The sequence below is a fragment of the Virgibacillus sp. MG-45 genome, assembly GCF_036409425.1.
Classification (GTDB): Bacteria; Bacillota; Bacilli; order Bacillales; family Amphibacillaceae; genus LDC-1.
In genome coordinates this window covers 134,086-160,706 of record NZ_JAXOFU010000002.1, presented here as the reverse complement: position 1 = coordinate 160,706, position 26,621 = coordinate 134,086, and the positions used below count along the sequence as shown (strand labels likewise).

29 protein-coding genes are annotated in these 26,621 nt (G+C 36.0%); 21 read left to right on the top strand and 8 right to left on the bottom strand.

Annotated features, from left to right (window positions below; all coding sequences use genetic code 11):
* Window positions 1-6: 6 nt before the first annotated feature.
* The 19 genes from SPK86_RS03035 (at window position 7) to mtnN (ending at window position 17,825) form a co-directional block, all read left to right on the top strand.
* Entirely contained in the window at window positions 7-1,137 is a 1,131-nt protein-coding gene (locus SPK86_RS03035; protein WP_284139672.1) for an AAA family ATPase, read from the top strand.
* 49 nt (window positions 1,138-1,186) lie between these two features.
* Window positions 1,187-2,356: a CpaF family protein gene (locus SPK86_RS03030; protein WP_284139884.1), complete on the top strand. Its 1,170-nt coding sequence runs from the start codon at window positions 1,187-1,189 to the stop codon at window positions 2,354-2,356.
* A gap of 19 nt (window positions 2,357-2,375) precedes the next feature.
* Window positions 2,376-3,329 (top strand): type II secretion system F family protein, encoded by a 954-nt coding sequence (locus SPK86_RS03025; protein ID WP_330948633.1) that lies wholly within the window; start codon window positions 2,376-2,378, stop codon window positions 3,327-3,329.
* 8 nt (window positions 3,330-3,337) lie between these two features.
* The gene (locus SPK86_RS03020; protein ID WP_330948632.1) at window positions 3,338-4,201 is read left to right on the top strand and encodes a type II secretion system F family protein; all 864 of its coding nucleotides are present in this window, start codon (window positions 3,338-3,340) and stop codon (window positions 4,199-4,201) included.
* A gap of 40 nt (window positions 4,202-4,241) precedes the next feature.
* Window positions 4,242-4,427, top strand: coding sequence for a Flp1 family type IVb pilin (locus SPK86_RS03015; RefSeq protein WP_284139669.1), 186 nt, complete (start codon window positions 4,242-4,244; stop codon window positions 4,425-4,427).
* Between the two features lie 36 nt (window positions 4,428-4,463).
* On the top strand, window positions 4,464-5,075 hold the full coding sequence (locus tag SPK86_RS03010; protein ID WP_284139668.1) for a TadE/TadG family type IV pilus assembly protein: 612 nt from the start codon (window positions 4,464-4,466) through the stop codon (window positions 5,073-5,075).
* 23 nt (window positions 5,076-5,098) lie between these two features.
* Window positions 5,099-7,369 (top strand): DUF5702 domain-containing protein, encoded by a 2,271-nt coding sequence (locus SPK86_RS03005; protein ID WP_284139667.1) that lies wholly within the window; start codon window positions 5,099-5,101, stop codon window positions 7,367-7,369.
* A gap of 25 nt (window positions 7,370-7,394) precedes the next feature.
* The gene (locus SPK86_RS03000) at window positions 7,395-8,036 is read left to right on the top strand and encodes a hypothetical protein (RefSeq protein ID WP_284139666.1); all 642 of its coding nucleotides are present in this window, start codon (window positions 7,395-7,397) and stop codon (window positions 8,034-8,036) included.
* Between the two features lie 73 nt (window positions 8,037-8,109).
* A complete protein-coding gene (locus SPK86_RS02995; protein ID WP_330948631.1) occupies window positions 8,110-8,733 on the top strand; it encodes a DUF4352 domain-containing protein in 624 nt (207 codons plus the stop codon).
* Window positions 8,734-8,798: 65 nt separating this feature from the next.
* Window positions 8,799-9,398, top strand: a complete 600-nt coding sequence (locus SPK86_RS02990) for a hypothetical protein (protein ID WP_284139664.1) — start codon at window positions 8,799-8,801, stop codon at window positions 9,396-9,398.
* Between the two features lie 68 nt (window positions 9,399-9,466).
* Window positions 9,467-10,078, top strand: coding sequence for a hypothetical protein (locus SPK86_RS02985; RefSeq protein WP_284139663.1), 612 nt, complete (start codon window positions 9,467-9,469; stop codon window positions 10,076-10,078).
* A 57-nt stretch (window positions 10,079-10,135) separates the two neighbouring features.
* Entirely contained in the window at window positions 10,136-10,723 is a 588-nt protein-coding gene (locus tag SPK86_RS02980; RefSeq protein WP_284139662.1) for a TadE/TadG family type IV pilus assembly protein, read from the top strand.
* 37 nt (window positions 10,724-10,760) lie between these two features.
* Window positions 10,761-11,285: an A24 family peptidase gene (locus SPK86_RS02975; RefSeq protein ID WP_330948630.1), complete on the top strand. Its 525-nt coding sequence runs from the start codon at window positions 10,761-10,763 to the stop codon at window positions 11,283-11,285.
* 35 nt (window positions 11,286-11,320) lie between these two features.
* A complete protein-coding gene (locus SPK86_RS02970) occupies window positions 11,321-12,895 on the top strand; it encodes a DUF6382 domain-containing protein (RefSeq protein ID WP_330948629.1) in 1,575 nt (524 codons plus the stop codon).
* Window positions 12,892-13,818, top strand: coding sequence for a PP2C family protein-serine/threonine phosphatase (locus SPK86_RS02965; protein WP_284139659.1), 927 nt, complete (start codon window positions 12,892-12,894; stop codon window positions 13,816-13,818). Before SPK86_RS02970 ends, SPK86_RS02965 begins: the two co-directional genes overlap by 4 nt.
* A gap of 25 nt (window positions 13,819-13,843) precedes the next feature.
* Complete coding sequence (locus SPK86_RS02960; protein WP_284139658.1) at window positions 13,844-14,752, top strand: serine/threonine protein kinase; 909 nt, start codon at window positions 13,844-13,846, stop codon at window positions 14,750-14,752.
* A 53-nt stretch (window positions 14,753-14,805) separates the two neighbouring features.
* Window positions 14,806-16,173 carry a type VII secretion protein EssB/YukC gene (locus SPK86_RS02955; protein ID WP_330948628.1) on the top strand — a complete coding sequence of 456 codons (1,368 nt, stop codon included), beginning with the start codon at window positions 14,806-14,808 and terminating at the stop codon, window positions 16,171-16,173.
* 261 nt (window positions 16,174-16,434) lie between these two features.
* Entirely contained in the window at window positions 16,435-17,091 is a 657-nt protein-coding gene (locus SPK86_RS02950) for a YrrS family protein (protein WP_330948627.1), read from the top strand.
* Between the two features lie 38 nt (window positions 17,092-17,129).
* Window positions 17,130-17,825 carry a 5'-methylthioadenosine/S-adenosylhomocysteine nucleosidase gene (gene mtnN / locus SPK86_RS02945; RefSeq protein WP_330948626.1) on the top strand — a complete coding sequence of 232 codons (696 nt, stop codon included), beginning with the start codon at window positions 17,130-17,132 and terminating at the stop codon, window positions 17,823-17,825.
* An 86-nt stretch (window positions 17,826-17,911) separates the two neighbouring features.
* On the opposite strand, the gene sigK is transcribed toward mtnN, so the two are convergent.
* From sigK to SPK86_RS02905, 8 genes are all read right to left on the bottom strand, one after another.
* On the bottom strand, window positions 17,912-18,628 hold the full coding sequence (sigK, locus tag SPK86_RS02940) for an RNA polymerase sporulation sigma factor SigK (RefSeq protein WP_284140475.1): 717 nt from the start codon (window positions 18,626-18,628) through the stop codon (window positions 17,912-17,914).
* Window positions 18,629-18,780: 152 nt separating this feature from the next.
* Window positions 18,781-19,146: a monovalent cation/H(+) antiporter subunit G gene (mnhG, locus tag SPK86_RS02935; protein ID WP_284140474.1), complete on the bottom strand. Its 366-nt coding sequence runs from the start codon at window positions 19,144-19,146 to the stop codon at window positions 18,781-18,783.
* A complete protein-coding gene (locus tag SPK86_RS02930; protein ID WP_284140473.1) occupies window positions 19,127-19,438 on the bottom strand; it encodes a Na(+)/H(+) antiporter subunit F1 in 312 nt (103 codons plus the stop codon). The genes mnhG and SPK86_RS02930 overlap by 20 nt, the downstream gene beginning before the upstream one ends.
* The gene (locus SPK86_RS02925; protein ID WP_284140480.1) at window positions 19,435-19,911 is read right to left on the bottom strand and encodes a Na+/H+ antiporter subunit E; all 477 of its coding nucleotides are present in this window, start codon (window positions 19,909-19,911) and stop codon (window positions 19,435-19,437) included. The genes SPK86_RS02930 and SPK86_RS02925 overlap by 4 nt, the downstream gene beginning before the upstream one ends.
* Before the next feature lie 6 nt (window positions 19,912-19,917).
* On the bottom strand, window positions 19,918-21,393 hold the full coding sequence (locus tag SPK86_RS02920; RefSeq protein ID WP_284140472.1) for a Na+/H+ antiporter subunit D: 1,476 nt from the start codon (window positions 21,391-21,393) through the stop codon (window positions 19,918-19,920).
* A complete protein-coding gene (locus tag SPK86_RS02915; RefSeq protein ID WP_284140471.1) occupies window positions 21,386-21,724 on the bottom strand; it encodes a Na(+)/H(+) antiporter subunit C in 339 nt (112 codons plus the stop codon). Before SPK86_RS02915 ends, SPK86_RS02920 begins: the two co-directional genes overlap by 8 nt.
* Window positions 21,725-24,055: a Na+/H+ antiporter subunit A gene (locus SPK86_RS02910; protein ID WP_284140470.1), complete on the bottom strand. Its 2,331-nt coding sequence runs from the start codon at window positions 24,053-24,055 to the stop codon at window positions 21,725-21,727.
* Window positions 24,056-24,354: 299 nt separating this feature from the next.
* Window positions 24,355-24,516 (bottom strand): sporulation histidine kinase inhibitor Sda, encoded by a 162-nt coding sequence (locus tag SPK86_RS02905; RefSeq protein WP_284140469.1) that lies wholly within the window; start codon window positions 24,514-24,516, stop codon window positions 24,355-24,357.
* A 479-nt stretch (window positions 24,517-24,995) separates the two neighbouring features.
* On the opposite strand from SPK86_RS02905, the gene SPK86_RS02900 reads away from it, so the two are divergent.
* The gene (locus SPK86_RS02900) at window positions 24,996-25,511 is read left to right on the top strand and encodes a YqeG family HAD IIIA-type phosphatase (RefSeq protein WP_284140468.1); all 516 of its coding nucleotides are present in this window, start codon (window positions 24,996-24,998) and stop codon (window positions 25,509-25,511) included.
* Between the two features lie 2 nt (window positions 25,512-25,513).
* Complete coding sequence (gene yqeH / locus SPK86_RS02895; RefSeq protein WP_284140467.1) at window positions 25,514-26,614, top strand: ribosome biogenesis GTPase YqeH; 1,101 nt, start codon at window positions 25,514-25,516, stop codon at window positions 26,612-26,614.
* The last annotated feature ends 7 nt before the right edge of the window (window positions 26,615-26,621 follow it).

The following is a 26,621-nucleotide window of genomic DNA, read 5'->3' as shown; positions in this document are numbered from 1 at the left end:
ACGAAATTGAAAATAATTCGAATTATCGTAGCGGATAGTAACAATGATTATTTAGAATCATTCGCTTCTTTTGTCAGGACGTCCACGGATCATTCTACGTATATGTTTACATATTTTTCGGATGCGCAATTATTACAAAGCTACATAGATAACGGCGAATCCATTGACATTGTATTAATTAGTCCTGATTTATATACGGCTGAAATGAAGCTTCCAGACGATGTTCTCATTGTATTATTAGAGGATGATGCGCTTTCGATGCGTACAGATTCTGTGTTGACTGTGTATCGTTATCAACGGTTAGGTCAACTTATTACAACCGTTATGGGTTATTATTATGAGCATAATGAAACGGCTGGAAGGCAATTTGTTAGAAGCAAGCATGCCAGTGTTATCTCTGTTTTTTCACCAATGGGTGGGGTTGGAAAAACAACGGTAGCAGTAAATTTATGTAAGCAGCTAGCTTTGAATGGGGAAAGGGTATTTTATCTTAATCTCGAAACGATTCCTTCAGGTAGTTTATTTTTCTCCTCTGAAGAAGACAATCCTTCATTGCAAATATTTTATTATGCAAAGCAGGAGACAGGACAGCTCTTATCGAAAATTGAGGCATTAAAAAAGTATGACCCTTATTCAATGGTAGATTATTTTGATATTGCGATTCAGGCGGCAGAAATGCTGGAGCTAAAGGAAATGGAAATAAAGCGACTTATTAATGGCATTGTTGATACAGGGGTATATGACTATATCATTATCGACTTGGATTCCTCTCTTCATGAAAGAAGTAAGGTCGCGCTTTTAGAAAGTGATCAGGTATTTTGGATTAATACAAATGATCATCAAAGTATGTTAAAAACAAAGGCCATACTTGCTGAAGAGGAACAGCTATTTGGTAAAGAAAATGTGCTTAAAGATAAGCTTTCCATTATCTTAAACAAATATAATGGGACCTCTCTCCTCGATCTAGGGGAAACGGAAATTACAATTGATGGTTATTTGCCATTTGTTGATGATTGGCTATCCATTCAATCTGGTGCTGAAATATTGCGAAATGATCTCTTTAATCAAGAAATGCAGCAAATTGTGTATCATTTGCTATTAAAGATGAAGGAAGGAGTTCAGGTTCGTGAAATTTGACAGTGCAGTAAAAGCGCTTATAAAGCAATTAAGAGAAACGCTTGATTTAATGCATTCAATATCAAATGAAGAGCTAAGAGAATATGTGGAAGCTGCTGTGTTTGATTATGCAAAGGAACACCAATTAAAATCCAATGAAATGAGCTATTTAGTTGAGCGAATTTACAATGCTTTTCGCGGCTATGATGTGCTTCAACCATTAATTGATGATTCGACAATAACAGAAATTATGGTAAATAATCATTTGGAAATCTTTATCGAGCGAAATGGTGTGACGTCACAGGTAGCTGTTGAATTTGAAAGTGAACAGAAATTAGAGGATATTATTCAAGCAATTGTATCACGCGTAAACCGAGTCGTGAATGAATCCTCTCCAATTGTTGATGCACGGCTACAGGATGGGTCACGTGTAAATGTCGTCTTACCTCCCATTTCTTTAAAGGGTCCAGTAATGACAATCCGTAAATTTCCGGATAAGCCTCTAACAATCGACGATTTAATTGAGAAGTCCTCTATTTCAGAGGAGGCTGCAAATTTTATTCAAAAGCTCGTCGTTTCTAAATACAATATTTTTATCGGCGGCGGAACAGGATCAGGTAAAACAACATTCTTGAATGTGTTGTCCAACTTTATTCCGAAGAATGAACGGATTATTACGATCGAAGATTCTGCAGAGCTGCAGCTTAAAAGTGTCCCCAATTTAGTAAGCTTGGAGACAAGAAATGCGAATACAGAAGGGAAAGGGGAAATTAGTATTCGAGATCTTATTCGTTCCTCCCTTCGGATGCGGCCAGATCGTATTATCGTTGGAGAAGTTCGTGGTGCGGAAGCGCTGGATATGCTGCAAGCGATGAATACGGGGCATGATGGGTCTTTATCTACTGGGCATGCCAACTCAACAAAAGATATGCTTAGTCGATTAGAGACGATGGTGTTAAGTGGTGCGGAGTTGCCTGTTACAGTAATTAGGAAACAAATTAGCTCAGCAATTGATATTATGATTCACTTGATGCGTCTACGAGATAATACAAGAAAGGTGGTAGCGATTAGTGAGGTGCTTGGAGTGGAAGATGGAGAGATTTTATTGAATCCGCTATTTGAATTTGTGGAAGAAGGAGAAAGGGAAAACGGGAAAATCATTGGCTCGCTTCGCCCAACAGGAAATCAAATTCAAAATAGGACGAAAGCACAGCTAGCAGGAATTTCTGTAGAACAATAATAAATGAGTTGGTGAAGCTATGACAGATATCGTAATTATGATTATATTAATAGCTTTAATCATTACCTATATTTATGTGGTAATGAAACGAAAGAAAAGGGAAAAAGAAATTCAAGATGGGCTAGATGGTATTTTAGAGGAATCTCAATCAGAGGTCAAGCAGCTGAAAAAACAGCACTTTATCCATCTTATTAAGGAAAAATCAGTGCGCGAAATCGAATCCCATTTAGTAGATTACTCGGTATACCATTTAAGTGTAAGAGAGTATGTTTTTTATGCAATCATTGCCTCTATCTTTTTATCCATTATTGGCTATTTATTTTATGAAAGTATCATCGCCTCCATCTTATTTGCTGCTGCTGGATTGCTCTATCCTAAAGTGCAAAAGAAAAAATTATTGGAGCAACGCAAAGAAAAGCTAAAAATGCAGTTTAAGGAAGCAATTGCTTCGCTTTCTTCTTCATTGGCGGCAGGTCGATCAATCGAAAACAGCTTTAAGGAAGTGGTTGCGGATTTATATTTACTTTATCCGGATCCAAATACATACATCATTCAAGAATTCGAAATTATTAATCGACGGGTAGAAAATGGCGAAACAATTGAAAATGCAATCCGAGACTTTAGTATGCGATCCGATATCGAGGATATTCAGAATTTTTCTAATGTATTTATTACATGTAAACGAACAGGCGGAAACCTTGTTGAAGTAATCCGTCGAACATCTGATATTATTAGCGAAAAAATTGATATCCAGCAAGAGGTTTCTGTAATGATTGCACAAAAGAAGTTCGAATCGAAAATTATGAGTCTAGCACCATTAGGCATGATCTTATTATTGAAATCTAGTGCAGGTGATTATTTAGCACCGATGTACGATTGGAGTAATAGTGGACCAATTATTATGACGATCTGTTTAGCTATCTTAGCTTTTGCTTATTGGTTAGGGCAACGAATAATGGATATAAAGGTGTGATAAAGCAAATGTATCTCTATATGATTCCTGCATTATCCTTAATGATCATTTATTTTGTGATCTCACGTAAGGTTGGTACGCGTTATGACTTTATTGTAGAAAGCTTTAAGGATCAATATCCGTTAATGTTTATGGCGCCTGTGTCCCTATTTCTAATCGATAAATTCAAAATAATGGAACGATTATACGGTCAAATTGTAAAAGTCCAGCAAAAGATGATTAGTCTTTATGGAAATCGAACGGCATTACAGCACACCAAGATATATATTGCCCAGTTAATATCGATCGCTCTTATTTGCTTGTTAGGCACCTTATTGTTTACTGCACTCGCTGAAGGAGATGTCACTATTTTTGTAGTCGGGTTAATCTTTACGTGTTTTATGCCTTTTGCCATGGTAAGTAAGCTATCCAATCAGGAAAAAGAACGTAAGGAAAAAATATTAATTGAATTACCTGAGGTAGTAAATAAATTAATTCTTTTAGTGAATGCTGGCGAAACAGTGCAGCAAGCCTTAGTAAAATGTGTAACAACGGCAAGTGACTTGAAATCACCTTTAATTATGGAACTATCCGAAACAGTTAACAAAATGGTAAGTAACGAACCATTTCATCAGGTTTTAAATGATTTGAGCAAGAAATGTGGGATACAGGAAATTTCCATATTTACGACGACCATATTATTAAACTATCGAAAAGGTGGAAATGATCTTATTTTAGCTTTACGCGAATTATCTCATGAATTATGGGAAAAGCGGAAAACGTTATCGAAAACAAAAGGAGAAGAAGCTTCATCAAAGCTTGTATTTCCACTAGTTCTAATTTTTATCGCAGTAATGATTATCGTGGGTTATCCTGCCCTTACGATTATGTAAGTCAGGTTTAAATAAAACACAACTATTAGGAGGAGAAAGAATGGAGAAGCTAAAAGGTTTTTTTACTGATTTCTGGAAGGATGAAGAAGGACTACAGACTTTAGAAATCATGTTAATTATTGCAGTTATTGTTTTTATTGCACTAATGTTTAGAGAGAAAATCATTGCATGGGTAAATGCTTTGTTTAAGTTTGGAGACGAAAACATAGAAAATTTTAGTGGATAAGTAAGATAAATAAAAGGAAAGGGAGGTAACTTTAACATGCGTCATTACCATAGCTTTAAAAAAGAAGATGATGGGAGCTTTTCTCTTGAAGCAACGATCATTTTCCCAATCCTGTTAATCCTAATCCTTTTATTTATATTTTTTAGTCTCGTCATTTACGAAAAAGTAATTTTACAATATAAGGCAAATCAAATTGCTAGCCGAATGGCTCAAACGTGGTCGAGTAGTACGATGGATTTGCAAACAGGTGAAATGAACGAATCAGACTATGTTGTTAACAATGGCGATGGACTATATTGGAGAATCACATCGAATAATGGCTTTAATAAGTTTGGACTCCAATTAAGTGATAATGGCGTAGTTGCCCGTAAAAAAGGAAGAGAGAAAGATTACGCAGGTGATATTACCTTTGAAAATGGGCTATTCGTACAAAAAATCGAAGTATCCTTAAAAAAGGATCTCGCCCTTCCAGATGTCATTGCCAAAACACTAGGGGTTAGCAAAGTTGGTGCAACTGCAAGTCATCCTGTTGTTGATCAAACAGAAATGATTCGGAATACAGATTTCATCGTTTACGGCTTCAATAAATTTAAAAAGTATGCATCAGAATATATTCCTTTTTTTAATAAAAAGAAAGGAAATAAATAAGAGTTCATTGGGAGGGAGGATGGTTGTTTCGTATTTTAAAGAATTTATATCATCGGTTTTTGATTGATGAACGAGGTGCTGTTTCGATTTACCTTATTATCGTTACATTACTATTATTTTTATTTAACGCCGTGTTGATTGATTATGCACGGATAATCATCGCGGAAAGACAAACGGAAGAAGCAGCAAAAACCGCATTGCGGTCTACCTTATCATCCTATAATAGTGAATTGCAAAATAGAGGCTTATTTGCATTTTCTGGAGACCAAGCAGAGGCGAATTCTATTTTTAAAGAGGTCTTTCGCAAGAATCTCGAAACAGGGAAAGATAGTTTTAATTTTCTCGGCCTGCAGCCAGTAGAAGACGAATTGTCACTTGATTTAAATATGGAAAGAAGTCTCGCAAATAAAGATATCTTAAAATACCAGATTCTCGAGGAAATGAAGTATAAAGCACCTATCGAGGTTGGAGAAGCATTGATAAGGGATTTCTTAACAGTTGCCGAGCATGTTGAGGAAGCTTCTGATTATGCAAAAATAGCAAAAAAGGTTAATAAGAAAGCAAAGGAACGTGAAGAATTACTTGATGAAGTAGAAACATTACTTACTGATGCGAAAGCATTATTAGAAAAAATGGAAGGTAATATTCAACATAATACAAGCTCTTCTTACCCAGAAGTAACTAATATATCCGATATTCTCCAATGGCACAATAAATATATCGAAGACTTAAAGGCTATTAAAGAATATGAAGACAAACAAAACGACAACAATAATGGGAATGACGACAACAAGAAGGATAAGGAAAAAGAAGAGGAAGAAAAGAAGGAAATCGAGAAGAAACGAAAAAACACCAAGCAATTTAAGGCGAACGCCCTTGCACTGCTAGATGAATTAATTACCACCTCGAAATCAGCAGTACTGAAATTAGAAGAGGCTTTACCATTAATTGAAGAAGCAGAAGAATTAAATGATGAGATTGAATCAACTATAAATAAACACAAGGAAGAAGGAAGCTCTAGCGATTATGAAAATGCGAAACAAGTAAGTAAAGAGCTAGAAAATAGTAATACAGAAGAAAATCTAGAAGGCACCTTAGATGATTATATTTTAGATAAAGCATTGTTTACCGAGCTAAAGGAAGAAGTTACAGAAGCTATTCAATCCTTGAAAAAGGAAAGTGGCGATATCCAAACAAATGCACTTATCCCAAAGCTAGAACGTGATTTCAAAGGAGCAGTTGAGCAAGATTTCGAAGGATCCAACAAAAAGGGAAGCATCGTAAACCATGTAAAGCACGCTAAGCAATATCATAAGGATGCATTAGAAAGCACAACTAATGCATATGATATCTTGAAAAATAATGAAGGACGCAAAAAATATAAAGAGAACGAAGAAGAAATTGAAAAAGAAGAAGAAAAAGCAGATGAAGATATGGAAGAAACAAAAAACAAGATGGATGATATTCAAGAAGCGATTGATAATGCTGCAGGTGCGGCCTCTGACATGGAAAAGTATGCGAGCTTACGAGAAAAAGTAACGAAATATGGAGAAGCCATTGAAGCAAATAATGAAGAATTTGTGATGGAAGATCGAGACGATACTGCGGACCAAGCGTTAGGCTTTGTTGATAAGCTTTTCAAAAATATTGGAGATACGTTAATCAATGCAAGAGATGAAGTGTACATCAATGAATACATTTTAATGCGTTTTAAGAGCCATGATTTTTCAATGAATGGCGTGGAAGCAAATCTATTCGAAAATAATCAGGTTGAATATATTATTTATGGCTTACACGCACATGGTGCAAATTATTACGCCGCATTATCAGAAATTTTCGCTGTACGCTTTGCAATCAATCTTGCAGCGGGTTTTTTACAACCTAAAGCAAAAGGGTTTGGTCCATTCATTTGGGCATATGCATTGGGGTATGCGTTTGGAAGAACCGCAGCAGATATGAACAATATTATAAAAGGTAAACAAGTAAAATTATTCCCTGTTAATTTATCAAAAAAAGGAATAATGCCAAAGATGGATTATAGGGATCACTTACGTCTTTTTCTATTTACGCATTTAGAAGGTGCAAAATTTGAAAGGCTTATGGGTGTACTGGATGATGAGACAAGTACAGATTTAACCGAAAGTTCAACATATGTATCCGCGAACGCTACTGCGACTGTGAAGCTATGGTTTTTGCCAGGTGTTATGAAAATAATTGAAAGCACAAATACGATTGGTGGGAGAGTAGAAGGTAATCGGTTCTTTATCGAAAAAGAAATTAACTTATCTTATTAAAAACATACAGAAGGTGGAATTGACAATGAAAAGGACAGTTAAGTTATGGATGCTCGTATTGGTTGTAATCGTTACGCTTGTAGCATGTAACAACGAAGAAAAAAATACAGATGATGAAAATGAGAATCCAAAACAAGAAGAAAAGCAACAGGAAACAGAAGGTGCAGACGACCAAAATAAAAGTGATGAGAAAGAAGAAACTGAAACAAGCGGAAAAAAGAATATAAAAGTAGAAGATCAATTAGATTTAAAGATTGGTGATACAGGAACATTTGATACAACAATAGGCACGTACGAAATGACAGTAGAAAAAGCTAAGCTAGTTGGACCTAAATTAGATGATGTTGAAACTGAATTAGACAATCTTATCCTCTTAGATATTAGAATAAAAAATATTTCAAATGAGGTAATAACTGTGGATGACATAATGCTTTCCATGGAAGTAACCGATGATTTAGAAGGTTCAGGATTTTTTGATTCATCGAATGCATTTGATAGTGTGGAAGAATTTACAGGTATTATAAAACCAGGAGAAGAGAGAACTGGTCAATTTATAACCGAAGTTTATAACTCAGAAACATATTATTTTCGAGAAGATCCTGGAAATGTAGCTGCGGGAGGAAGTAACCAAGTAATCTGGAATATGCCTGCTGATGAAGTGAAGTAATTGAAAATAACAGCAGAACTATAAAATAGTTCCGCTCAAATCCAACTTTTATAAATGTAAGGTGGAAATATGGATGAAAAAGATGGTGACGCTCATTGTCTTTATGCTTTTCCTAGCTGTAAGTTTAATAGCATGTAATAACGAAGATGAAAATCAGAATCTAGATGAGGAAAAGCAACAGGAAACAGAAGGAACAGATGACAAAAATAAAAGTGAAGAGAAAGAAGAAGCTAAGACAAGTGGGAATAAGAACATTAAAGTAGAAGACCAACTAGACTTAGTTATCGGCGATACAGGAACATTTGACACAACAATAGGTACGTATGAGATGACGATTGAGTCGGCGAAATTAGTCGGACCTGAATTTGAGGGCATTGAGTCTCAAATAGATAACTTTATATTGGTAGATCTTACAATTAAAAACATGTCAGATGACTCACTTAATTTAGAAGACGTAATGATGTCCATACAAGTAACGGAAGATTTGGATGAATCAGGTTCCCATGATTCATCCCACGTTTTCGATAGTGTGAACACATTCTTAGGGAGCATTAATCCAGGTGAAGAAGCAAAAGGTCAATTCATTGCTGAAGTTTATAACTCAGAAACATATTATTTTCGAGAAGACCCTGGTAATGTGGCAGCGGGAGGCAGTAACCAAGTAATCTGGAACATTCCTGCTGAAGAGGTGAAGTAGAACGAGAAAAGGGTGGAGCCGCTCTGGTATAACCCGGCGGGAAAAAAGTTAGGTGGGAAATATAAATGAGAAAGATGATTATGCTCATGGTAATTATGGTCTCTGTAATGCTTGCAGCATGTAACGAAGAGCACAATGACGTAGATGAAAATGATGCTAACGGAGATAAACATCAAGAGAAAGAGGAAAAAGAGGAAACTACCAATTCAGATGGAGAGAAGACTAAAGTGGAAGATCAGCTGGACTTAGCTATTGGCGATACAGGTACCTTTGATACTACAATTGGCATATATGAAGTAACAGTCGAATCCGCTGAACTCGTTGGTCCTGAATTAGAAGGAATTGAAACAGAGTTAGATGATTTTTTATTACTGGATATGTCAATTAAAAACATCGGGGAGAAACCACTATCTTTAGAAGATGTAATTGTTTCATTAGATGTAACAAAAGACTTGGATAAATCTGGTTTTCATGATTCTTCGGAGGCTTTTGAAAGTGTATCAACATTTTCAGGCAAAATAGAATCTGGCGAAACAATAGGTGGCCAGTTTATTGCACAGGTTTACAAATCAGATATTTATTATTTTCGAGAGAACCCGGGAACCGTTGCAGCAGGTGGAAGTAATCAAGTGATTTGGAATATTCCTGTGGAAGAACTGAAGTAAACCAATAATAGAATGAAAGATTTTCAGTAAACATACTAGTCCTTTATTACAATTTAGGCGGGATATTAATGAGTAAAATGCTGAGATTGATAGCTTGTATACTTTTTATAGTTGTAATGCTTACAGCATGTAATAACGAAACGGAAGATGAAGCGAATGAAAATCAAGCAACTTCCCAAAAGCAACATGAGAAAGAAGAAAAAGATGAAACCACCAATTCAGATGGAGAAAAGAACACAAAGGTAGAAGATCAATTAGATTTAAAAATCGGCGATACAGGAACATTTGACACAACAATAGGTACATATGAGATGACATTGCATACTGCGGAATTAAAAGGCGCTGAATTAGATGGAGTTACTAGCCAATTAGATGCATTTATTCTTTTAAATATCGCCATCCATAATACTAGTCAAAAGGATCTTAGTATTGAAGATATCATCATGTCTATGGAAGTGACAGATAATTTAGAACAAACTGGTTCACTTGATGGTGCAGGAGCTTTTGAAAGTATAGAAGAATTTACAGGTGTTATAAAACCAGGAGAAGAAAAAACAGGTCAATTCATTGCTGAAGTATTTGAAGCAGATAAGTATTACTTTCGAGAAGATCCAGGGAATGTTGCAGCAGGTGGAAGTAATCAAGTGATTTGGAATATTCCTATTTCAGAGGTTGAATAACGTGTATGTCAAAGAAACAGGTATAACGATAAAGATATACATGAGAGGGGGAGCATTATGAAACATTTATTTCGAAAAGAAGATGGCAGTATTACGTTAGAAGCTGCAATGGTTCTTCCCTTTTTTATGCTATTTATCGTTTTTCTTGCCATGCTAATCCGGCTTGCCGTAGCTGATATGGCGTTATACAAAGCAGCGTCAGAAACGAGTGAAATACTTGTTTCCTATGCTTATCCAGCAGACGTTGTAAAAAGTACAGCAACTGACTTTATTAATAATAAAATCCAATCAATTGAAAGAGAGCATGATGTAAACCTTTCCGAAGCAATGAATTGGGCGAATGAAGGTATGAAGTTTTACGGGATTGATATTAGTACATCAATCGAAAATTACTTCGAAAGCTTGGCACCAAGCAAACTAGATCCAATTATGCAGGAAAAGTTTAAGCAGGCAACAGGAAATTGGAATTTCTTCAATCCCGAAAATGTAAAGGTTACGAAAGTTGAACTTCCGGGACTAGTTGGAGGAAGTGGGAAATTCCTTGAAATAAATGTTCAATATAAATTTGATTTATCTGTTCCATTCGTTGAAAAGACAATTCTCCTAAAGAAGACATCCTATGAACGATTATGGAATGGCTCTTAACCAGTAAAAATTAGTTACTAATGAACGGAGGAATCTAATGCTCCAGGTTCAAGATTATTTATTGTTCGTGTTTTTAATCATTGCATTTCTAATCGATATCAAGCACCATAAAATCCCTAACTGGCTTTCATTAAGCGGGATGCTTGTAGGAATCTTATACCATCTCGTAACAAACGGATTGGATGGATTGATTTTTTCTTTTTTCGGCTTACTTGTCGCTGGTGCTATTTTTATGCTTCTTTATCTATTTAAAGCAATTGGAGCTGGGGATGTTAAATTATTTGCTGCAATAGGGGCAATAGTAGGTGTGCAACTCGTTCTTTATATGATGATGTACTCCATCATTGTAGCAGGTCTTATTGCCATTGTTATTTTACTATTCACGAAAACATTTTTACAAAAATTAACGAGTGCTTTTTTTCATATCATAGGTTCTATTCTATCGAAGGATTTACAAGGGTTAGAAGAATTTAAAACGACGAAAAGCACCAGATTTCCATTTATGTATGCAGTGCTTCCGGCAGTTGCAATCACCTATTACTATTCTTTTTGGGCAGTGTGAAGATGAAGAAGAGCTAGCATGAAGGAGGATGAAACATGGGTTCAATTTATAATTTGACATATGAGCTAAAGTATCAAAACGGACACAGCATTGTTTTTACTGAATGTGGTCAGAAATCGCTCACACCAGTCCATATAAATACGGTGCAGTTAAAAATGATGCAGTCAAACAATATCCCACATTTTTTACCATTATCCATTGAAAATATGAATATGACGACAAAACTCCATTATGATATTACTTCCAAGCAAAGAATTCTTTCCTATTTCCGTAGTTCTGGCGCTTCCATGAACGACTATTATCACGTGTTCTTAACGCTTATCAAAACGCTAGAAAACTGTGGTGCTTACATGCTGAACCAGGATAACTTTATTTTAGATACAGATTTTATTTATATCGGAAGCCAAGCGGAAGATATATCGCTTGTGTACCTCCCGATAAAAGGTGTAACGAAAGAGACTTCTATAAATGACGATATGAAAAAATTATTAACCGATATCGCTGGAGAAGTAGAAGGACTGCAAGGCAACGAATTTAAAAGTATTTTAAGTTATATAAAAAATCCATCCTTTAGTTTAGGTGGGTTAAAGAAGCTATTGCTCGAATTAATTTCATTACGATCTAATGTGAATGGATTCAACGCGGAAACTAGCTTTGGTTATGGGGCACAGTCTGTAACGATGCAAGAGCAAGCCGTTAACCAATCAAGAAATATCCCAAACAACAATCATCAAGTGGAGAGGGAAGTGAAATCAGATACGAAAGTGCAGGAGGAATTCAATACGGCACAAAAAAAGAAAGCTAAACTTCCTCCGCTTTCTTCGCGTTCAAAGGTATATTTATTTGCAGCAACGATGCTTGCCATTGCAATAATTTGGAAGCTGTATGAGATACGTTCTACTTCTACTATGTTCACAGTAAGTAGTGGATTAAGTGCACTTGTATTAATTCTTGTTTACGTATATTGGAAAATATGGCGTCCTGGAGTGAAGCCAATACCAGCTGTGGAAACAGATGAAAATGAGCAAGATAAAGCGATACCACATCAGAAGCGACCGGTACGTCAGGATCATGCTACTCCTGTTCAACGTCCCAAACCGCCTATTAATCAGCCATATGGTGGAGAGCAAATAGAGCAAGATAAGCAATCATTGCGTGTAAATCATGCTGCATTTAAAGCACATCAAACAGTGGCAGCAGGTAATATGGATACGACATTATTAGAAGAAGATGCAGATGATACGGTTTTACTAGAAGAAAATATGCGGATAGCACAAGAAGAACCTGTCCATGACCATATGCCTTTGTTAACTCGAACATCGGAAAATGAGGAACCAAGTCAAATTAAAATCAATGCAACGAATTTTTTAATTGGTCGTAATAAAGATACTGTGAATTATGTAGAGGATGCACTAGGTGTATCAAGAGTCCATGCGGAGATTATTAAGATTGATTCAATGAGCTATGGTTTAAAAGATTTAGGATCTAAAAATGGTTCTACGATTAATGGAAATGCGATGGTACCTTTTAAAGTATATGCACTAAATGAAAATGACGAATTTACGTTAGGAAAAGCAACATACACTTTTAATTGGAGTAAAAATGAATGAATACAAACTGGCAAACAGGAATCGCAACGCATAAAGGTACAAAAAAAGAGAAAAATGAAGATGCTTTTTTCTCTCGTATTTCTACCGATTCGAAAGGGAATGAAGCAGCCGTTTTTGTCGTAGCAGATGGAATGGGTGGGTATGAGATAGGAGAAAAGGCGAGTCAAATCGCCATCCATGTGTTGGAGAAATGGTGGGATAGAAAGGTACCAAAGCTACTAAAAAGGAAACATGCGTTAGAGCGTATTGTAAAAGATGCAGAAAAGGAATTACTACAAATTAATAAGATGATTATAGCTACAAGTGAGCATCTTGGAAAAAAGATGGGAACAACCGTCTCTATACTCGTCTTATATAAAGGAAAATATGGTGTTGTGCATATCGGGGACAGCCGAATCTATCAAATGAAGGGCTGGACGTTTGGTCTGCAACAATATTTTCAACGAATGGAGAATAGCGAGCTTATGGACAAGCACGATCCACTGCATACCGAGCTATTGGAAACAAATCCAGAGCTAAGACAGCTTACGGTTGATCATACGTGGGTGGAAGAACAGATTCACTTAGGTAATTTATCCGAGGATGAAGCATTTCAGCATCCGAAACGAAATGTTCTCCTGCAATGTCTTGGTATTGAATCATCAATAAATCCGTATAGCTTTATTGGCGATTATCAATCAAGTGACTTGTTCTTAGTATGCAGTGATGGATTTCATTCGTTATTTGAGCAGGAAGAAATAAAAAATATGCTAATGAACTTAGAAAAGGAATATGCCAATCTGCAAGCAATGTGTGATTATTTAATAAACTTTTCTAATTTTTCACATGCACAGGACAATATTACATTAATGCTTATTCGCCATCTTTATGTGGACAAGACTTTTGAAAAGAAAAAGCAGTCACTTTTTTCATTTTTGAACTAGTAGTAAGCGTGGCGGGGAGAAAACGATGAATAAACATGGAATTCAAATTAATGAGCAGGATCGATTAAATGACAAATATATTGTTTTAAAACACATTGCTTCTGGTGGGATGTCAGAAGTGTATCTTGTTGAGGAAATAAATAACCCAGCTCAGAAATGGGCGGTAAAGGTTTCCAACATGGAAAACCAACTCGCACGAAAATTAGTGGATGAAACAAAGCTATTAAGTGAGTTACATCACGCGAACCTCCCTGCCATCGTTGACTTTTTCCAAACGGAGGCTTACTTTTTTTTAGTTATGGAATATGTTCCAGGTAACGTATTAACGCATTATATTGAATCGGAAGCCGACCAATTAGAATTAGAGCAAATAATACATATCGGTATCCAGCTTTGTGATGTGCTCCATTATTTACATACACGAGAATCACCTATTATATATCGAGATTTAAAGCCTGGAAATGTCATTGTCAAGGATGATGGATCGATCACATTAATTGATTTCGGTATAGCGAGAAAATTTAATGAACGACGAATTGCGGATACAGTTCGCATCGGAACGGTAGGATTTGCTGCACCAGAACAATTTGAAAAAAAACAAACCGATCATCGCACAGATCTATTTTCTTTAGGAGCACTTTTATATTATTTAATATCGAATGGGAAATACGTCTATGTCGCACAACAACCGATTGGAAATTATCATAAGCGGCTTCCCCATAGTCTTGTAAAATGTGTGGAAAATCTGACCGCGTTAAATCCAGATGATCGATTACAGGATGCGAGAGAAGCGAAAGTACTTCTTTTAAAGGCAAGGGAAGAATGGGATAAAAGAATATCCCAACAGGGCCGATGGCAAAAGCACAGCTATTTATTAGTGCTTATTCTTTCCATTGTGATGATAGGCTACTTTATTATTAGCTTTATTCTATAATGCGAATGATTTTTATTAAAAAGGTTGCAGGTCAAGTTGGAAGGGGAGATAAGATGCCTAATAAATATGCGTTACCATATGGAACGATATCAGAAACAAAGGATACGATATTATATGAAATTCCTAAAGCAATGACGAATTTATTGGAGCCGGAGCAATTAGAGGAATTGAAGCGAAGCGATTCCTTGTTTTTCGAGTGTCATCATTATTCTGTAGATGAGAAATTCGTTCGTCTACATTATAAGCGAGTAGAAGGTTATCAGCATTTAAATGACCTAAATGAGCTTTCGGATAAGCTTCGCAACAAAATTGCTGCGAATTTAATCCAATGTGAAAAATTTATTGGCTCACAATATACACTATTGCTGCACCCGAACAATATTTATGTGAATGAAGAAGGGAAAGTGAAATTTGCGCACCGTGGAATCCGCTCTGTTTTACCGCCACAAGCAGCTTCTGAAGAAGGGTTATTAGAAGAAATAAAATACCTTTTATACTTTCTTTACTCAAATAAGAGCTTTGAAGAATTGCAGCACGTCGATTTATATAAACTATCGTTTAAATATCCAGTGATAAAAGATATTCAAGCAGCTTCTATCATTCAAGACCTAGTGCCAATTGTTCGTGATAAGAATAAATTTCACCTAAGCAAACATGCGGATTATCAAAATATTTCAAAAAGGAAAAAGAAACTATCGGCTTTATCCGCTATTTTGATTGGAATATTATGTGGAATGCTATTACTCTATGTTTTTCAAGTGGTTCCGCAAAGTAAAGCAACAGCCACTTTACAGTTGGACTATGATCAACATCAAGTAGCATTCGAGCAAGAAAAGGAACGCATGCAGCAACAAATAGATGAAGGAAAACTTATTGCTGATGGCTATCGTTTCGCATGGAAAGGAAAAGAGGCGCAAGCGATAGATGTTTTTGAACAAGTTGTTTCACCAAACAAAGCAGTGCAAGAGACGCTTACGGATTTATACTTTCGTTCAAATACGATTGAGCATTTATTAAAAGCTTCTGATATCTCTCCAGAACAACATGAGTTAATTGTTCAAAAGCTAGTGGAATATAATAATAAGCAAGCAAATGATGCTATTTTAATGATGAAGTCGGACAAGGAAGCTGTCCTTATCGAGCAAGCGTGGCTTAAAAATGATTATGACCGTGTACTTGCTTTATTTCCAACCCTTTCCGATAATAACCGAGCAAAGCTTCTTGCCGCGCAAAGTTTCCTGCAAGTAGAAAGGATAAATGAAGCCAAGAAGCTTGCCAAGCAATTAAGGGATAAAGGGCTTCAAATCGCAGTGCTTCAAAAAGAAATCGAACTCGTAAAAGCGAATAAAGAACTGACGAAAGAAGAAAAGGAAAAACAATTAAAAAAGCTAGATGATGAAATAAAAGCGTTAGATAAATAAAGGGAAGCATTGGAAAATTCTTTTTCATTTTGTTGGGATTCTCGTATTTTATTTGATACATCTAATGCATATACGCCATACACTGATAGACACAGATCGAGCTCCTTTATGTGCGTACATTTTAATTTGGGAGCTACACCCTTCAAACACGATTATAGAAAGCATCTATGATTGTGTTTTTTGATATAAAATTTTAATTTATCCTTAATCGATGAGGCATAACAAATATGATACTATAATAGAGTATAGATAGAGGAGGGTATGATGGTGAATGATTATGAAAAGTATAGTAGAGTAAATAAGTATGAAAAGCGTAGAAAAAATACAAAATCAATTTCAATATTGATGTCTACTGGTGCTATTCTTGTCGTTGTGTTAATCGGAATATGGCTTTTTGGTGGAGGAGAAGACGAAGCAGAAAAAAATTCAGAAGAGAATAAGTCTGCTGATATTAAAATAACGGATGAGGAACAAACAAATAAAGATGAATCAGAAAGTGAACAAGCGAATACAGACCAAAGTGATGGTGACAACGAAACAGATGAAACGAGCGAACAAAATGCCGCTAATCAAAACGTTGAAAAAGAACAAGTGGAACCATCTGATGATAATGTAATAGAAGCGTATGTTGCGGATTGGGAGCCAATCGGAACAGAACAAGAAGGTCCACATACGACAGTATTTGAAACTGATTCACTCGATTGGAAGGAAATGGAGAAGGCTGCCAGTATCGCTACTGAGATAAGTGAAGAAGAAATGCATACGATTTGGATTGAAAATGGTGGAGATCAAAAAGCAATTGCCACTGTTTCAGATGCAACAAATAGTCAGTTTTATCGTGTGTATATTTCATGGGTGGATGGCCAAGGGTGGCAGCCTACTAAAGTGGAAGTATTAAAGGAAAACGATAAAACTTAAGGTCAGAAAGATGAATGGAGCTTCTAGGAGGAAACAAGATGACAATTGGAATTATTGGTGCAATGGATGAAGAAATAGCATTACTTGCGAAAAATATGACAAATAAAGTGGAAGAAAAAATAGCAAATTGTTTATTTTTAACAGGAACGCTGGAGAACAAAGAAGTTGTTCTATTGAAATCAGGAATTGGTAAAGTGAATGCAGCAATGGCTACAACGATTATGCATGAACGTTATGCGCCTTCTCATGTTATTAACACGGGTTCAGCTGGGGGATTTGCAGAACAGCTGGAGGTAGGAGATATCGTCATTTCCTCTCATGTTGTACATCATGATGTGGATGTAACGGCATTCGACTATAAGATTGGACAAGTACCAGGTATGCCAGCTTTTTATCAAGCAGATAGCTTCTTAGTAGAGCAGGCAATCAAGGCAGTTAACCAAATAGATGTAAATGCGATGAAAGGATTAATAGGTAGTGCAGATACGTTTATGAACGATCCAGAGCAAGTAGCAATCGCTCGAGCCAACTTTCCAGAAATGATTGCGGCGGAAATGGAGGCTGCTGCGATTGCCCAGGTTTGTCTTCAATATAACAAGCCTTTTGTTGTTATTCGCGCACTATCTGATATTGCTGGAAAAGAATCTGCGTTATCCTTTGATGAATTTCTTGGAAAAGCGGCTAAAAATGCAGCGATTCTTATCATGACGTTGTTAAAGAAAATAACTGAATAGGTTTGTTAGATGAAATGCGTTAAAAGATATAAAGAAAAAACATATGAAAAACGAGCTCTTACCATTTGTAAGATGCTCGTTTTTACTTATTTTCTTTTATGTTCTTTTCTTTCATTTCGAAAATATTCATGGAACACTTTCATCAAAGCTCGCTTCTCGATACGAGAGACATAGCTTCTCGATATGTTTAATTTTTTTGCTATTTCACGCTGGGTCATTTGCTGGTAGTCATTCAACCCATAGCGATATATGATGACTTCACGTTCCCGGCTATCAAGGACAGTAAAATAGTCTTGCATTTTTTCAATTTCCAAATTTAATTGGATAAAGTCAATAACGTCTTCATTTTCCGCCTCTAAAATATCGATAAGACTTATTTCATTCCCTTCCTTATCCTGCCCAATTGGATCATGTAAGGAAACATCTTTTTTTACCTTTTTTAATGCTCTTAAATGCATCAGAATTTCATTTTCCACACAGCGTGCAGCATAGGTGGCGAGCTTTGTACCTTTTCCAACGGAATAGCTTTCAATTCCTTTAATTAATCCGATCGTGCCAATGGAAATTAAATCTTCCATTTCTTCTCCTGTATTTTCAAACTTTTTTACAATATGGGCAACCAACCTTAAATTGTGCTCAATCAATTTATTTCGTGCTGTTTCACTGCCTTCTTGCATTTCTTTAATGTATTTCGCTTCATCCTCAGAGGAGAGAGGTTGTGGAAAGGCGTGGTTTTTAACATACGAAACGAAAACGAGCGCTTCTTTAATGAGTAAGGCGAGGGCACTAAGAATTCCAGACAAACATATCCACCTCCTATAATGGTCGGCTGGGCAAAAGCCTATATATCACCATATGTGCCGTGAAGAGGTTTTGTGTCTGTCCATTAAAAGTGTACGAGTGGAATCCTACATGCATGAAAAAACGAAGTGACTAAAGATAGTCACTTCGCTTTTTATTGATTTCGTTTTATTGCATTTTCATAGGCATCATCGCGATTTTTCAATAGCGGCTTTACACCAGCGTGATGCGCAGCACGTGATATCATATGACCAGCGACAGGAGCGGTGATAAGGATAAAGATCAATGCAAGCAATAGCTTGCCGCTCACAATAGAATGCTCAACATATAAAAATAGGAAGGCCCCAATTAATATTCCTGCTAATCCTAGTGTAGATGCTTTCGTAGCAGCATGTAATCGAGTATAAATGTCGGGAAATCGGACAATACCTAATGAGCTAGATAAAATGAAAAAGGTTCCGAGCAGTAAACTTAAGCTTATAATGATATTAACAACAATGTTAATCAATGTCTCGATCAATAATAACACCCTTTTCTAAGTATTTTGCGATTGCTACCGTCCCGAGAAAAGCTAGAATTCCTATTAACAAGATAACATCATTTAATTTCGTAGTTAATAAGTAGATTGCCATAAGGGCTGCAACTGCCATCAAATTAATGCCAATTGTATCAAGTGCCACTGCTCTATCTGCATTCGTTGGTCCAACAATAATGCGATAAACCAACAAAACTAACGATAAGGAGATACCAAAAAAACAAATGAACAATGTGATGTCGATGATTTGTTCAGTTGTTGCTAAAATAGAAGTCATCTTGTCACCTCCATAATTGCTTTTTCGAACGTATTTTTAATCGATTGAATGGATTCCTCAATATCGTCTATATCCATCGCATGGATAAAAATGGTTGAATGATCTCGTGAGATAGCAACCGATAGGGTACCTGGTGTTAATGTTATTAGGTTCGCTAGTAGGTTTATTTCCCAGTCTGTTTTTAAATCTGTTGGAAGGGCAAATATACCAGGCTCAATTTCAGGCTTTGGTGTATAAACTAATTTAACGATCTCGATATTGGATAGAAGCAATTCTTTAATAAACAACAGAATCAGCTTCAATATACTCAAAACACGATGCATATAAAATCGGCCAGGAATAAATCTTCGTAATAGGAATAAAAGAAATATCCCACATAAATATCCTGCAACAAAGCTTGCAAAAGAATAAGATTCACTCAAGAACATCCACATGAATGCAATAATAAGGTTAATTACAATTTGAAAAGTCATCATCCATTACTCCTTTAATACAGAATCGATGTAAATTTCCGGATCGAGCAAATAAACTGCAACTGAATCGATAGCCGGATAGATGAATTCTGCACCAATTCCGATAAAGATTGAGAAGAGAAGTAGAAACACAATTGGTGCGATAAAACCTTTTGTCGTTCTTTTCTCTACCAGTGGATTTTCTTCACCCCAAAAGCCTCTTATAAATATTTTCATGACAGAGTAAAGGATGAGCAGACTTGATAGCAATGCAATAATCACAATGAAAATATGATCTCCTTGAAGCGCTCCTTTTAAAAGGAGTAACTTCCCAATAAACCCACTAAAAGGAGGGATCCCAGCTAATACAAATGCCGAAATAAATAAAAGCCAACCTAATACTGGATAATGGTGAATGAGTCCACCCATCTTCCGTAAATCAGAAGTACCGGCAACATATGCGATTACGCCTACAAGCAAGAATAATGCTGTTTTAATAATCATATCATGCACTAGATAATAGACGGATCCACTTAAACCAGCTTGATTGAAAGTACCAATTCCCATCATAATAAATCCGATAGCTGGAATGATATTATAGGCGATAATTAGCTTGATGTTATTTGTGGATAGGGCACCAATAACACCGAAGATCATCGTTAGTCCTGCAATCCAAATAAAGGTTTCATGTGTTAAATCTATTTTATGGACGAAGATTAACGAAAACACTCGTAGGATCGAATAGATTCCAACCTTCGTAAGTAATGCACCAAATAATGCAGATATGACTGGATTTGGTACGATATAAGACTTTGGCATCCAGTAATAAAGTGGAAAGAGAGCAGCTTTCGTACCAAACACGAAAAACAACAGAATAGCAATAGTTGTTAAAATACCAAATTGCTCTACTTCCTGCACACGTTCAGCTATTTGAGCCATATTGACTGTACCTACAACACCGTATAGAAACGCGATGGCGGTTACAAATAAAACAGACGAGAATAAATTAATTAGTACATATTTTATCGATTCTCGAAGCTGAACCTTGTTTCCACCAAGGACAATAAGTGCGTAAGAAGCCATCAATAAGACCTCATAGAATACAAATAGATTAAATAAATCTCCTGTTAAAAATGCTCCTGATACTCCCGTAATAAGAAAGAAATAAAAAGGATAAAAATAATGTTTTTCCTTTTCAATCGAAAGGGAGTGTGGTGCATAGAACACCGCAGCGGTTGCGATGATATTAGTTGTTAGAACGAGTGTAATTGCTAACGAGTCAGCAACAAGTACGATGCCGTATGGTGCAATCCAATCTCCAGTTTCAAGCACAATCGTTCCATCCTGAAACACCTTCCATGCAATAAAGGAGACAACACCTAAGTTTACAACCGTTAAGATTTGTGTTAATGCACGAGATAAACGTACATTCGTATTCGTAAATGCAAGCAGAATTCCTGCGATTAACGGGATGATAATTGGTAGCACTGCTAAATTACTCATTTGTTTCACCCCTTAATTGTTCCATATTATCTGTGTTATTCGTTTTTGCAGTTCGGTATGCTAAAACAAGTAAGAGACTTGTTATTCCGAAGCTAATGACGATAGAGGTTAAGATCAATGCCTGTGGCAAAGGATCGGTGTAGTTAGCAACACCTTCCTCTAAAATCGGTGGCTTCCCACGCTTTAATTTTCCCATAGTTAAGATCATCAGATGCGCTCCATGTGATAGAAGCACTGTTCCGATAATAATACGCAGCATTTGCTTTTGTAATAAGTTATAAATGGCGGTAGCAAATAAAATACCGGCAAGTACAATGACAATAAACTCCATTTATTTCGCCTCCTTATCACGTAATTTAATGAGGCTGAAAATCGCAAGTGCCGCAATTCCTAATACCGTAATTTCAAATAGCGTATCTAATCCACGCATGTCGACGAGAATAACATTTACGATGTTATCTCCACCACCAAGCGAATAAGAGGTTTCAATAAAGTAATCTGAAATCGAGCTAAACCAGCTACTACTATGCGCAGAAATACCAACTAGAATTATTAAAGCACCAAAGCCAATGGAAAGGGTAGCATTCATCCATTTAGAAGCAATCGATTCCTCCCGTTTTTGTAGCTTTGGAAAATGATAAAAGCTCAGTAAAAATAAGACTACCGAAACTGTTTCAATAACGAGCTGCGTTAAGGCAAGGTCTGGTGCGCGATATATAACAAACAAAATCGCTACGCCATAACCAACGACACCTGTTATTAATATGATCGCGAGCTTATGGTTTGTAAAGATCGTAGCAATCGCAGCAATCGCGATAATAAACACAACTGCAAGCTCAATACCTGTCACATCAGCTAAATTATCATTACTTATTGTAAAGCCATCTGTTATAAACATAAAGCTTAGTGTAACAATGAATATTGTTCCAATAATGATGGCCACATAATTTTTTAATGAACCATTCATATAGAAGTTCGTGACCGTTGCAGTGTATTGATCTACCTTTTCTAACAGGCCATCGTATAGGTTGTTAAAGCTTAATTTGCCAGGGAAGAAGTTGTATATATTTTTCCAGTACCGTCGTGTGAGAAATAGGGCAAGACCAACACCAACAACAATTAATGACATTTTAAATGGTGTAATAAATCCGTGCCAAAAATAGACGTCAACAAATTCACTACTTGGATTTACTGCCGTTGCAGCATGAAGCAAAAATGATGCATTAAAGCTATTCGGGAATAGGCCAATTATAACAACTCCTGCAATAAGAAGCATTGGTGACATTAACATCCCAAATGGAGCTTCATGCGGCTTTTTCGGAAGTAGCGCCAATTTTTGTGGGCCTGTAAAAACTCCAAAAAAGAAATACATCGAATATACAAATGTGAAGATACTTCCAAACACAGCTAGATATGGAATGCTAGCAGTTAAAAGGCTAGCAATACCAGCTCCGCCATCTGGTAGTTTTACTGTTGCGTCAAAAAATAATTCTTTACTATAAAAACCATTTAAAAACGGTAATGGTACACCGGCCATTGAAAATGTTCCAAAAATGGCTAACGTAGCCGTGATTGGCATCAATGTTAATAAACCACCTAGCTTACGAATATCTCTCGTGCCTGTTTCATGGTCAATAATCCCGGCTACCATAAATAAGCTTCCTTTAAACGTGGCATGGTTTAAAATATGAAATACGGCCGCAAAAATAGCAATTTTTGTTCCAAAGCCGAGCATTGCCATAATCATTCCGAGCTGACTGATTGTAGAGAAAGCTAATATCGCTTTTAAATCTGTTTGTCGAACAGCCATATAGGATCCCCAGCAAAGCGTAATAATACCGACCGTACTTACAATGATATAAAACCATTCATATGTATGGAACAATGGGGAAAAACGCGCGATTAAAAATAAGCCTGCCTTGACCATTGTTGCTGAATGCAAATAAGCACTAACAGGAGTCGGAGCTTCCATTGCATCAGGAAGCCAAATATGAAATGGAAACTGAGCGGACTTTGTAAAAGCGCCTAACAAAATAAAAATGAGAATTAAAGGAAGATAGTTACTGTTTAAAACTAAATCAGCTTGTTCAATCATCCCTTGAATACTTGTTGTTTTCGTTACAATCGACAGAAGCACAAAGCCACCAAGCATACTTAAGCCACCGAATACGGTAATTAGCATCGATTTTAAAGCACCATATCTAGAGCGCTCTTTAAAATGCCAGTATCCAATTAATAAGAATGACGAAATGGATGTTAATTCCCAAAAGGTGTAAAGCACAAACACATTATCTGATAAGACAACCCCTAGCATAGCGGTCATAAACATTAATAAATAGACATAGAAGTGTCCTAACCGTTCGCTGCGGTCTAAGTAATAAATGGAATATAAAACAACAAGACTTCCAATTCCAGTAATTAGTAGTACAAACAATAAACTCAATCCATCTAAGTAGAAGTCAAAATTAATTCCTAATGATGGAATCCAATTATAAGTTTGCCGAGTTGGGGAAAAGTTCGTTCCAACAAATCGAACAAAATAAATAAATATACTTAAAGGGATAAGTAACACAAAAATACCTGTATGTATTCGATGCTTTATTTTACTTAAAAATGGAATAAAAAAAGCAAAGATAAATGGTAAGAGTACTGCGAAAATCATCTATTGAAAATCCTCCTTATAGTTGAAAATGACATAGCAGTTCATTCAGATCGCAAGCTAAATGAAAATGAAGGTCTTATGTGGTTGCAACAAGGGAACAACTTCTTCTAAAATTATATACTTTAATCCTATGAAAAACCATTAAAATAAAGGAAAAGCTTGCGAGGAAAATATTTGCTAAAAAAACAGTTAAATATAAGCTTATCATAATATAATTGGCGGAAAAATAAAAAACCCCCATCATTCACAAAAACGACAAGAGTTGCTGGAAGATATTTCTTATAGTGGAGTATTTGTTTTTATCTTGTAAACGACTCATACTTCGTGTTACAAGTAATTTTATGTGTAATACATCTTCTATTAATTTCTTCTATTATAAGCGCAATAAAATCAGGGCTTAAATGTAGCTCATTTGCTTTATGGTATGATTCAATTAATAATTCGTCCGACAAATGCTTCATAAATGCAGCCCTCCTATTAAAATCGTAAACAATGATAGAATCGATATATTTCGTAAAGCTAATAATAATTTAACACGATTCTCGTATCGGGACAAGACGTCAGTTATCTACATGCGATTGTAGATAACTTGTGTATATCTAAAGGTTTGCGCTATTAAAGCCTTGATATAACAGTGTGGATAATGTTGATATAGTTATCCACAATTCGAATAATGAGGGAATTTGTCGAACGTTTTTAACACGTGATTTACATTTTTACATAATTCTCCTAATCAAGTCAAAAAACTATACCCTTCTTTCATACGAGAAATTTTTTGATTGGCTAGTGAATTTTGTTTTATAATGCTAAAAGGGTAGTATCCGATTAGGATGATGTTATAATGTATAATTGCCATTACTAATTTAAAATAAACATCTGTAACGGTTTAATTCGAATAGATGCTAAATTCGTATGGAATGATAAAAATGAGGTGTATGAATTGCTAAATAAATTTCTACCAAATGAACATGTGAAAAGTATTTTTGATATTGACCCTGCTTCCTTAAAGGAGAAAGGAATAAAAGGGGTCATAACGGATTTAGACAATACGCTTGTTGCTTGGGATGTACGTGATGCAACATCAGAAGTAGTACAATGGTTTAAATTATTAAAGGATCATGGAATATCTGTTATGATCATCTCCAATAATAACCAGGACCGTGTTAAGATTTTTGCAGAACCATTAGATACACCATATGTATTCAGTGCCAGGAAACCATTGCGTCGAGCATTTGTTACTGCTGCTAAAGAAATGGGAATGAAAAAAGAGGAAATTGTAGTTGTTGGTGACCAGTTATTAACCGATGTTCTTGGTGGTAACCTAGCGGGTTTTTATACGATTCTTGTTGTCCCCATTGTGCAAACAGATGGAATGCTAACGCGTGTAAATCGAAAAATTGAACGACGTATCATGGACTATATGCGAAAAAAAGGAAAGATTACGTGGGAGGAATAAGATTGGATAACGTATATTGCATTGGATGTGGAGCAGAAATTCAAACTGCAGATCCAAATAAAGTAGGCTATACGCCGAAGTCGTCCTTAGAAAAGGAAAACATATTGTGTAAGCGTTGTTTCCGGTTAAAGCATTATAATGAAATACAAGATGTTCAAATAACTGATGATGATTTTTTGAATATGGTTAGTAGTATTCGAAACAATCATGGACTTATCGTACATATCATTGATATCTTTGATGTAAACGGAAGCTTAATTGACAGCTTACCTAGAATAGTTGGCAACAATCCGATTATTTTAGTTGGGAATAAGGTAGATTTACTTCCGAAGTCTACAAATCAAAACAAAGTAATCCAATGGCTCCGCAAAAGTGCAAAGGATGCAGGCATTCGTGTTGAGAATGTTTTTCTTATTTCCTCCAAAAAAGGGCATGGAATTGAAGAACTTAAAGAAGAAATAGAAAAGCTTCGAGAAAAACAGGATGTATATGTGGTTGGAACAACGAATGTTGGAAAGTCTACATTTATTAACCGCCTCATAAAACAAACTATCGGTGAAAGTGATGTTATCACAACCTCTTATTTCCCAGGGACAACGTTAGGCTTTATTGAAATCCCATTAGATGACAAATCTGTATTAATTGATACTCCGGGAATTGTGAATCATAAACAAATGGCCCATTATGTGTCAGAGCATGATTTAAAGGTGATAACGCCAATTAAAGAAATAAAACCGAGAGTATACCAGTTAAATGAAGGACAAACATTGTTCTTTGGAGGGTTAGCGCGTTTTGACTTTCTAAAGGGAGATAGACAATCTTTTGTTTGTTATTTTGCAAATAGCCTACAAATCCATCGTACCAAACTAGAAAATGCCGAAGAGCTTTATGCTAATCATCTCGGGGACGAACTGCTCTCTCCACCGGATACGAAAACGTTAGAAATATTACCACCATTGTCATCAAGTTCGTTTCGTATGAACGGTGAAAAGACAGATATTGTTTTTCCAGGACTAGGGTGGATTACGGTATCAGGTAAAGCGAGTGTAAATGCGCACAGTCCTAAAGGAGTATCAGTATCCGTAAGAAAAGCATTGCTATAGGGGGAAT